This is a genomic window from Streptosporangium sp. G11 (assembly GCF_051192615.1).
Taxonomy (GTDB): domain Bacteria; phylum Actinomycetota; class Actinomycetes; order Streptosporangiales; family Streptosporangiaceae; genus Streptosporangium.
In genome coordinates this window covers 1-9,406 of record NZ_JBPJUQ010000151.1, presented here as the reverse complement: position 1 = coordinate 9,406, position 9,406 = coordinate 1, and the positions used below count along the sequence as shown (strand labels likewise).

Annotated in this window: 7 protein-coding genes and 2 pseudogenes; 2 read left to right on the top strand and 7 right to left on the bottom strand. The window is 68.7% G+C overall.

Annotated features, from left to right (window positions below; translation table 11 throughout):
• Nucleotides 1–57: 57 nt before the first annotated feature.
• Nucleotides 58–696, bottom strand: a pseudogene (locus ACSDR0_RS47800) (ISAzo13 family transposase); the annotation flags it as partial.
• 66 nt (nt 697–762) lie between these two features.
• On the opposite strand from ACSDR0_RS47800, the pseudogene ACSDR0_RS47795 reads away from it, so the two are divergent.
• Nucleotides 763–1,640 (top strand): annotated as a pseudogene (locus tag ACSDR0_RS47795) (IS3 family transposase); the annotation flags it as partial.
• Nucleotides 1,641–1,723: 83 nt separating this feature from the next.
• Here ACSDR0_RS47795 and ACSDR0_RS47790 read toward each other — a convergent pair.
• The 3 genes from ACSDR0_RS47790 to ACSDR0_RS47780 form a co-directional block, all read right to left on the bottom strand.
• The gene (locus ACSDR0_RS47790) at nt 1,724–2,176 is read right to left on the bottom strand and encodes an iron chaperone (protein ID WP_435295640.1); all 453 of its coding nucleotides are present in this window, start codon (nt 2,174–2,176) and stop codon (nt 1,724–1,726) included.
• A gap of 369 nt (nt 2,177–2,545) precedes the next feature.
• A complete protein-coding gene (locus tag ACSDR0_RS47785; protein ID WP_435295639.1) occupies nt 2,546–3,157 on the bottom strand; it encodes a glyoxalase in 612 nt (203 codons plus the stop codon).
• Between the two features lie 79 nt (nt 3,158–3,236).
• Nucleotides 3,237–3,593, bottom strand: coding sequence for a VOC family protein (locus tag ACSDR0_RS47780; protein ID WP_435295638.1), 357 nt, complete (start codon nt 3,591–3,593; stop codon nt 3,237–3,239).
• A 160-nt stretch (nt 3,594–3,753) separates the two neighbouring features.
• On the opposite strand from ACSDR0_RS47780, the gene ACSDR0_RS47775 reads away from it, so the two are divergent.
• Nucleotides 3,754–6,561 (top strand): ATP-binding protein, encoded by a 2,808-nt coding sequence (locus ACSDR0_RS47775; RefSeq protein ID WP_435295637.1) that lies wholly within the window; start codon nt 3,754–3,756, stop codon nt 6,559–6,561.
• A gap of 119 nt (nt 6,562–6,680) precedes the next feature.
• Here ACSDR0_RS47775 and ACSDR0_RS47770 read toward each other — a convergent pair whose 3' ends face one another.
• The 3 genes from ACSDR0_RS47770 to ACSDR0_RS47760 all read right to left on the bottom strand — a co-directional run bounded on the left by ACSDR0_RS47770 (nt 6,681) and on the right by ACSDR0_RS47760 (nt 8,689).
• Nucleotides 6,681–7,412: a DUF4158 domain-containing protein gene (locus ACSDR0_RS47770; RefSeq protein WP_435295636.1), complete on the bottom strand. Its 732-nt coding sequence runs from the start codon at nt 7,410–7,412 to the stop codon at nt 6,681–6,683.
• A gap of 207 nt (nt 7,413–7,619) precedes the next feature.
• Complete coding sequence (locus tag ACSDR0_RS47765; protein ID WP_435295635.1) at nt 7,620–8,036, bottom strand: hypothetical protein; 417 nt, start codon at nt 8,034–8,036, stop codon at nt 7,620–7,622.
• A gap of 260 nt (nt 8,037–8,296) precedes the next feature.
• The gene (locus ACSDR0_RS47760; protein ID WP_435295634.1) at nt 8,297–8,689 is read right to left on the bottom strand and encodes a hypothetical protein; all 393 of its coding nucleotides are present in this window, start codon (nt 8,687–8,689) and stop codon (nt 8,297–8,299) included.
• Between the last annotated feature and the right edge of the window lie 717 nt (nt 8,690–9,406).

Sequence of the window (9,406 nt, the reverse complement as noted above, 5' to 3'; positions counted from 1 at the left end):
ACCTGCCGCCGCGACATACCCGTCTCGCCCCGGCCGGAACACCACCCACCCGAACTAACTTAACGAAGTACTACTAGGCCGGTAGCTGCTGCCGGGCCGCGCGAACTCCCCGATCGGCTCCTTCTTCTTGGCATCCACGCTCACTACCGGAAGACCGCGCGCCAGGAACTCCTGCGCAGCCGTGTTGATCTGCCGAAACTGTGCATCGCGGTCGGGCACCTGGCTGCCGGCCCGTCTCTTGGCCATACCCTGCAGGCTGAACCCCATCCGGCGCAGCAGCCTGCTCACTACTGGCGCGCTGACCGGATGCCCGGCCTCAGCCAGTTCCCGGGACAGATCCCGCAGTGACGCGGTGGTCCACCGCAACGGGGAGACCGGATCCCCCATCTCCCGCGGCTCGATCAACGACTCCAGAACCGCGACCAAGCCCGGATCACGTTCGTCAGCCGGTTTGCGGCCCGCGCCCGATCGGCGCGCCCGTCCCGGCAACGCCGTCGCGTCCGCGAGTTCAGCCCGTCCCCGCGCGACCGTCGACTCCGAGACCTCCGCCAGCCGGGCTACGGCCGCGATCCCTCCATGCCCCAGTGCTTCAGCCTCCGAGGCCAGATACAAGCGGCGTTGCCGCTCGTCCAGATGCGGAAGCAGCGCGGTGAACTTCACATCCAGCACCATCAGGACCTGCAGCGAAATCCCCACGAGAGCCCATGTATCACTTCACTCACTGGCGCGAGATCAAAACAAGCAGTAATTTCCTTACGCGCCCTGAACCGCTTCCAGTTCGTTGACGATCACAAGGCGCTCTACGGGGTGAAGCGGTTGTGCCGGGTATTGGCAGGTGCCACGCTCGGGCTTCTACCGATGGCTGAAGGGTGCCACAGCGCGGCCGGCCCGCCGCCAGGCCGACCGAGCAACTGGCCGAGCGGATGCGACGGATCCACGCCGAGCATGACGGCACCTACGGCTCGCCCCGGATGACGGCCGAACTGCGCGCGGCCGGGGTGAAGGTCAACCACAAGCGGCTGGAGCGGGTGATGCGCGAGCACGGCATCGCCGGGCTGCGCCTGCGCAAGAAGGTCCGCACCACCATCGGTGAGCCGGACGCGGCACCGGTGGCGGACCTGATCCAGCGCGACTTCACCGCCGCTGGACCGAACACCCGCTACGTCGGCGACATCACCTACCTGCCCGTCGGCGGCGGCCGGTTCCTCTACCTGGCCACGGTCGTGGATCTGTACTCGCGCCGGCTGGCGGGCTGGTCGATCGCCGACCACATGCGCACCGAGCTCGTCGTCGACGCGCTTCAAGCTGCGGCGCACACCCGGGGCGGCCGCCTGGACGGCGCGGTGTTTCACAGCGACAACGGGGCGCAGTACTGCTCACGGGAGTTCGCCCGCATCTGTCGCCGGCTCGGCGTCACCCGCTCACGCGGAGCGGTCGGCACCAGCGCCGACAACGCGGCGGCCGAGTCCTTCAATGCCACCCTCAAACGCGAGACGCTACAGGGCGCGCACCACTGGCCCGACGCCCGCACCGCCCGCCTGGCCGTCTTCCGCTGGATCACCCGATACAACACAATCCGACGGCACTCTCGCCTCGGCCAGCTCAGCCCGATCGCCTACGAGATGATGGCAGATAGCCTGCCGCCTGAAATCGGTGTTCGCGTTCATGGGGGAAGCCCCAACTGTTGCTTACCCAATTTAGTGCGCACATTCCTGGGCGCGCCTCAGCTCACCGCCTGCTTCACCAGCGCACTGATCCGCGCCTCCACTTCGGCCGTCACCTCGGTCAGGGCGAAACCGGCAGCCCACATCGTGCCGTCGTCCAGGTTCGCCTGGTCGCTGAACCCGAGCGTCGCGTAGCGTGTCTTGAACTTGGCCACGCTCTGGAAGTGGCAGACGATTTTGCCGTCCAGCGCGTAGGCGGGCATCCCATACCAGAGCTTGGGCGCGAGGGCCGGGGCGCTGGCGGTGATGACGGCATGGACGCGCTCAGCCATGATCCGGTCCGATTCCTGCATTTCGGCGATCTTCGCGAGTACGTCCCGCTGGTCCTGCGCCGCCTTGTCCGCACGTGAGCTGCGGCGCGCTGCCTTCTTCTGCTCTTGGGCGTGGTCCTTCATTGCGGCCCGCTCCTCGGCCGTGAATCCCTGGTAGGTGCTGCTTTCGGTGTTGCTCATGGCGGATTTTCTCCTTGAGGATCTTGATTTTCGGGATCTTGGGAAGGGACCTTATGGTCCTCTGTTCGGGAGCGGTGCCACCGGAGCGTGAAGCCTCGGGCAGGCGGCGTGTCCGGTCGAGGCGTCAGACCAACCAGCTCAGCTGCCGTCGCGCATCAGCTCGCGGTCGGGCGGTTCGCTCTCCTTGCGTCGAGCCTGAATGCGGCGCGGGGGATGCGAAACCAGCGGCGGCTCGTTGAGTTGCCCGTGGGATCGCGGGCGCCGCGGTCGCGAACGCCGTACGGCTGCGCTGTCGGTTCTCTGGAGGACCTCGGCACCACCGGCCTGTACCTGCGTGATGATGCTGTCGAGGTCGTCTCGCCGCCTGCCTCAGACGGATGCGACCTCCCAGACGAACCCGTCGGGGTCGGTGAAGGGCCCGGCATCGCTGCCGATCACGATCCGGTGTGATCCGGTGCCCTCCTGGGAGAGGCCGGTGTCCTTGGCGAGGGCGCGGCGCGGGTAGAGCGCCAGCGTGACGGTCGACGACGGGGTGTCGAACTCGACGTACTTGCCGCCGAAGCTTTTGGCCACGGCCAGGCCGCGGTCGACGTAGAACCGCTTGCTCGCCTTGACGTCCGCCACTCCCAACAGGAGCGCGACCTGGTCGATGCGCCGGGCGGCAGGGCCGGTGTCCTTCTTCTTCGAGGTCGCGACCTTGCAGATCGTCCCGTCCGGAGCGCGGACGACGCCGCCGTAGCCCCAGAACCCCTTCGTGGCGGGCTTCAGCGTCGTGGCGCCGGCGTCGAGGGCGGCGCCGATGAGGGCGTCGACGTTGCCCGGCTGCGACACCACGAGTGACAGCGCGAACCCACGGAAGCCGGCCGTTGGCGCATCCGAGGCGCGGACGTTCACGTATGAGCCCAGACCGAAGGCGTTGTAGAAGGCGTCCGCGGCCGTGGGGTCGGGAACTTCCAGGGTGACGGATTCGAAGGAGGTCATGGCAGATCCTTTGAGTGAGGTGGGTTTGTCGTCTTATCGGCGGCCGCTACGCGGCGGACATGGCAGGGGTAGGCGGCGCTCAACGGTCCTGCAGGAGCCCCAGGACGTTGCCGTCGGGGTCGGTGACGGTGGCCACCAGGCGGCCGCCGCCGACCTCGTGCGCGGCCTCCTGTACGGTGGCCCCCGCGGCGGTCACCTCGGCCAGCTTCGCCTCGATGTCCGGCACGTGCCAGTAGGCCACCGGTGAGGTCATGCCCTGCGGTCCACCGCCCGGCACCAGCCCGATGTGCTGGCCCTCAACTTCGAAGCCGACGTAGTAGGACGAGTCGGTCTGCGGCGAGATACCGAGCAGGGCCGCATACACCGCCTTGGCCTTCGCCAGGTCGGACACGGGGTGCAGCACGGTCTTGATTCCCTGGGTGAAAGAGCCGGTCATGGTCACTCCTGTGGTTGTGGGTCTCATCGACCCGCTGTTTGCGTGTTCACAGCTTTGCTTTCGGCCTGCCCGGCCGGCATCCGTGGTGACCACGGAACCGCTCACGGATCGACGGCACGGATCGCGCACAGTGGCCACTACGGATGAGAGCACGGAGGGGATGCGGCAATATGTGACAGTGATTGCAGCAGCGGACATCTCGCCTCGGGAAGCCGAGGTGCTGGAACTGGTCGGGGCCCATCTCAGCAACGCCGAGATCGGGGCACGGCTGTGCATCTCGGTGCGTACCGTGGAGAGTCACGTCTCCTCGCTGCTGCGCAAGCTGGAGGTGCCGGATCGGCGGGCGCTCGCCCGCCGCGCGTCCGAGCCGGCTGGCGTCGGCCCGTCGCACCCGGCACCGGTTCTGCCGGCCTTGCTGACCTCGTTCGTCGGCCGGGTGAGCGAGCGGGCCGAGCTGGCCGAGCTGATCAAGGCACACCGTCAGGTGACCGCGGTTGGTTCCGGCGGAGTGGGCAAGACCCGGCTGGCGTTGGCAGTGGCCGCGGAAGCAGCCGGCGAGTACGCCGATGGGGTGTGGTTCGTCGACCTGGTTCCGGTCGCCGATTCGGGCATGATCGCGACTGCGGTCGCCGGGGCGCTCGGCCTCGGTGAGCAGCCCGGCCGCGACATGACCGAATCCGTGGTCGCCGCGCTGGCCGACCGTCATGCGCTGCTGGTGCTGGACAATTGTGAGCACATGGTGGACGGGGTGGCGCTGTTTCTCGAGCGGCTGCTGGCGACGTGCCCTCGGGTGACGGTGCTGGCGACCAGCCAGGCACGGCTGATGGTGCCGTTCGAACGGGTGTATCCGGTCCCGCCGCTGTCGCTGTCTGTCGACGGTGAGTCCGACGCGGTCGCGTTGTTCAGGGAGCGGGCGGCGGCGGTGGGCCGGTCGCTGGATCCCGCACTGCGCGATCAGATCGCCTCGATCTGTGAGCGGCTGGATGGGATGGCGCTGGCGATCGAGCTGGCCGCCGCCCGGTGTTCCACACTCGGGCTGGACGGCATCAACGCCGCCCTGTCCCATCCGCTGCGGATGCTGACCGGCGGCTCCCGTGCCGATGAGCGGCACCGTTCGGTGCGGGGGGCTCTGGACTGGAGCCATGCTTTGCTGGAACCGGCCGACCGGGCGCTGCTGCGCCAGGTGTCGGTGTTCGTGGCACCGTTCACCGCTGCTGCTGCTGCGGGGGTAGCCGGGTCCGAGGAAGGCATTGTCGCCGAGGGATTGGCCCGGCTGGCCGAACAGAGCCTGCTGGTGGTGACGGCGTCCCCGGGCGGGACCGAGTACCGGGCGTTGGAGACCATCCGCCAGTACGGGGTGGAGCGGCTGGCCGAGGCCGGTGAGCTGGTCGACGCTCGATCCCGCCACGTTCGCTGGTGCCTGGCCGAGGCCGCCGAGCTGGCGGTGGTACGAGCGGACTGGCGGGCCCGGTTCGACGCGGTGGCGGACGATCTGCGCGCGGCCCTGGCGTGGGCGGCTGACCGGCCGGAACAGCGCACGGACGCGTACCGCCTCGCCCGGCACCTGGCGGAGCTGACCTTCGCCCGTCATCTGATTGGCGAGTCCCAGGGGCGCTATGAGCAGGCCGCCGCGCTCGCCGACGACCCCGCCGCCGGCGCGTCGATGCTCCGGCATGCCGCGGCCGTGGCCGGCTGCCGGATGCATGGTGATGACATGTACCGCCTGCACCGCGCGGCCGCGGACGCCGCCCGCCGGTCCGGCGACACCGCCGGCGCCGCCTGTGACCTGGCGACCGCCGCCGCCAACGCCTACCGGTTCTCCGGCAAGTTCGTCCGGAAGCTGCCACAGGAAGAGGCGATCGCGCTCATCATCCAGGCGCGGGAGCTGGCCGGCGACGACCCGGCCGCCCAGGGCGCGGTGGCGCTGGCCGAGGCCGGGCGGGCGCTCACCGAGATCGGTGCCGCACCGGGCCTGAACGACAACGCGGTTCCCATGACGATCGCACGCGCCGAACGAGCGGTCGAACTCGCTCACCGCACGGGTGACCCGCTCGCCGAGTCCGCCGCGCTCGATACGCTCACCTGCGCCCAGAGCTGGGCCGGTGACACGTTCGCCGCCGCCGGCACGGCCCGGCGCCGGATCACGCTGCTCTCGTCCACACCGGGTACCCCGGCCGGTACCCACGAGCTGATCGAGGCGCTTGGTGAGGTCACCGAGGCCAGCCTCGGCACCGGCGACCTGCCGGGTGCCCGCCGGTGGGCACGGCAACTCGCGGATCAACCGCTGCTGGCGGAAGTCGGCCATCGTGCCACGAGCTGGCTCCTTGTGGCCGACGCGATGGCGGGCAACGTCGAGGAGATACTCACCGGCAGCGTCCGGTTCCTCGACGCGTGGCAGCAGGCCGGCAGCCCCGCCAGATCCGTCCTCGGCCCGCCGGCGGCCGCAGTGGCGATGATCCACGGCCTACGCGAGGACCAGGATGCCTGGCGCGAATGGAGCGCGGCGCTGAATCAGCTCGACCCCTCACCGGGGAATACCTACGGCTACGGGGCGATCTTCGACGCGATGCTCCTGCTCCACCGTGGGCAGGCACCGCAGGCGCTGGAGCGGCTGGCGCCTGAGCCCGGCGAGGTGTGGCAATGGGTCACCTGGATCTGGCTTCACTGGTACGTGGCGCTGCGCGCCGAAACTGCCGTGCTCGCCAGGAGCTCCGATGCCGGCGACCGTCTGGCCGAGGCTCGGACCGTCGTGGCCGGCAACCCGGTCGCCACTGCCATCGTGGAGCGGGCTCAAGCGCTGCTAGACAATGACCAGGAGCGGTTGCTCGCCACGGCAGATGCGTTCGACACCGCCGGCTGCCGCTATCAGTCGGCGCGGACCCTGGTGCTCGCCGGCGGCGACCACGCCGCCCGCGGCGCGGCCGCGCTGGCCGATCTCGGCTTCGCCCCGATGGCCCCACAGGGGTAGATCCCAACGCTGTCGGTCGTTCCGCCATCGGGAAATCTCAGATGGGTTGAGACAAACGAGCATTCCTGTGTTCCACGCAAGCTGATCCACCTCAGGCCGGAGCCCTACCCCGGATCACTTCATATGGGAACCGACACTGCCGCTCGTTGCTTCTGCTGCGCTCGGTGACGGGACTGCTCTGGCAGGCTGGGCTGCCGTGAGTACCGACGAGCAGCATCTGGTTCCGGCCTCGCGCCGCCGCGGCGGTCTGGCCGCCACTCGCGGTGGCCACCAGGAAAGTGAGCGGTCGTTCTTCTGCCGGGTATGCCAGCGGGCCGAGCGTGGGGTGTGGGTGCCGGCGGGTCGGCGGCCTGCCGTCCCTCGGCGACCAACCGCTCCAGTGTGGTGATGCCGGGCAGCAGCGCTTGCCGGTCCCGCAGCCACGCGATCGCACCCTCCAGGATCGCCTTCGGCCCGTCCCCGGTCACCCATGCCTGGTCGGCGATCCACGCGGACAGCTCGGACTCCACTGCGGCGAACGAGCTCAGCCCGTACTCCTGCTGAATTTCCCAGGCGTGTTCGAGCTTGGTCTTCTCCCGTTCGGTGTACTGCTTGACGCAGGACGGGTCCTCGATGCCCAGCTGCTCGGCCAGGTAGTCCACCAGCTCGACCGGCACGTCCAACGGATCGGCCAGGAACATGCCCAGGTACCGAACCGTGACGACCTGGAGGGCGAAGCCCAGGCGCGAGTGATCACCACGTCGTTTGCCGATCAGCCGCCGATCCTCGTCATCGAGATGGAAGAACCGCTCCAGTTCCACCCGCGACAGCGACCCGAACCGGCCGTAGCCCTCCAGCCCCTGGCTGATCACGGCGACATGATCGCAGACCTGCCTGAATAGCCCACAACGAGGGCCCTTACCGCCGGATCTCGCGGACTTGTTCCTCACGGGCCGAACACACCGGTCCGCGGCCAGGGGAACGGGGCCAATAAGGCGGCCGCGCTGCGGCGGCCGCCGCAGCGCTACTGGCCCGCCTCGATGCGACGTGACGGTGCCGGCAGCGGACGCGGCTAGTGGTCAGAAGCCGTCGTCGTCGAGCTGGCGGCGCAGCTGCTCGCGTTCCTCATCGGTGATGCCGGTCAGCCATTCCCACCAGGTGACCCGGCGCACTGTGCCACGGGCCAGGTCGTGGGCGAGCACGATGCGCGAGGCCCGCCCCATCTCGTGTTCAGCGACGACGTAGGGGTTGGTTGCCTCCCATGCCACGTCGCTCCAAGAGGCGTTCTCGGCGATGTCGACGGCCGCGCGGTAGGCCGGGGCGCCATGCTCACGAGGCCGGTCTCCCATCGGCTCCCAGCACGAAGCGCAGCGCACGAACGCCACCTTCTCGGCCATCGCCGGGTCGGTGTCGACCACGGCCGCCTGCACACCCGCAGACGGGTCGGCAGTGTTGACGAGCGCGATGACGACCGGGCCGGTGAAGACCACGTGCATGAACGAGCCGCGACAGCCCCGGCACACCGCGCCGCGCGATCCGGCCGGCCTGCGCTCGCCGAGCGCGATCTCCTCGGCCCGGCGCCGCTGCTCGGCTTCTTGCGCGGCCAGGTGGGCCTGCCAGACCTCGATCGCCGCGACCGGCAGCAGGGCCGCGGCGATCGAGGTCTGGCAGGCCCACAGATATCAAGCTCAGAAGCCTACTCAGCTAGATCCGCCCAATTTTCGGCGGTTACTACTGGGACCCCGAGGAGGCCTGGTCAGCCGCAGTAGACGCGCAGGTGGTTGGATTCCTTGAACTTGTAACTCCCGCCGATCGTCTTGCCGTTGATGGTCGTCCGCCAGGTCTGCGTCCCGGTGCCGCTGCAGTTGTACCGGATGTAGGTGTCGTAGCCCTGGTGCGCGGTTCCCGTCGCTCGGGTGTCCCAGCCTCCCGTGCCGTTCCTCCGCTGGATGGACAGCGTCGCGATCGACGTGCTGGGGCAGCCGCTGAGGCTGCCGTAGCCGACGATGTAGTTCCCGCTCTTGTGCGTTACGCCGATCTGTACGTCACAGGCCATGGCGCTGGCCGCCGGCGCGCTCACGGCACCCGTACCGGCGACGACTCCGGCCGCGAGCACCACCGCTGCGACTCGACGTGTCACTGTGTTCATTCGTTGCTCCGTCTCTTGACGATCAGCTTCCGGCGGGAGTCGCCGCTCGCTTCCTGCCGGCGCGGGAGTGAGTCCGCTCGGCCCCCGGCGAGTGGCACCTCCGTGGCGTCGCCTCGTGCCCCTCGGTTGCTTTGTGCGATCTCCTGAATAAGGATCACAGACGTTCGGCCGGATGCCATTGCCTCTGAGCGCCCACCTGTTGACTATGCGTGCCAAACACATGCCGTCAGATCGGCGGCATCAACGCCGGTAGTCGGAAGTCGAAACACATCGGACGGGAACTGACGCTTTCGTGCTTCGTGATGGCCTGCCTCCCTTGGCCCGGGGGTCTTCTCGCCGGGTAGCCCCGATGCATCGCTGCATCGGGGCTACCCGGCGAGAAGGACGCCGTCAGGGGGGTCCGGCCCACATAAGCCCAAAACCCACATTCGATCTTGCTGGGCTGCTGATGTACCGGATAACGCACCCGAGTCGCGCGGCGACCGTTCCGGTGAACCCGCAGGTCGCCGACACTTTGGCGACGGCCATGTACCGGATAACAATCCCTTGTCCGGTACATGCGCCCTGGAGTGCTCTCGACATCCCGGGTCGCCCCTCACCAGGGGAAACACCCGTTCATGATCCACCGAATGTGGGTTTTGGGCTTATGTGGGCGTGTGTCACGAACGCAGAGAGGAGCTTTATGTAGGAAGGGCTCCTTGATGCGGTGCTGCGTGG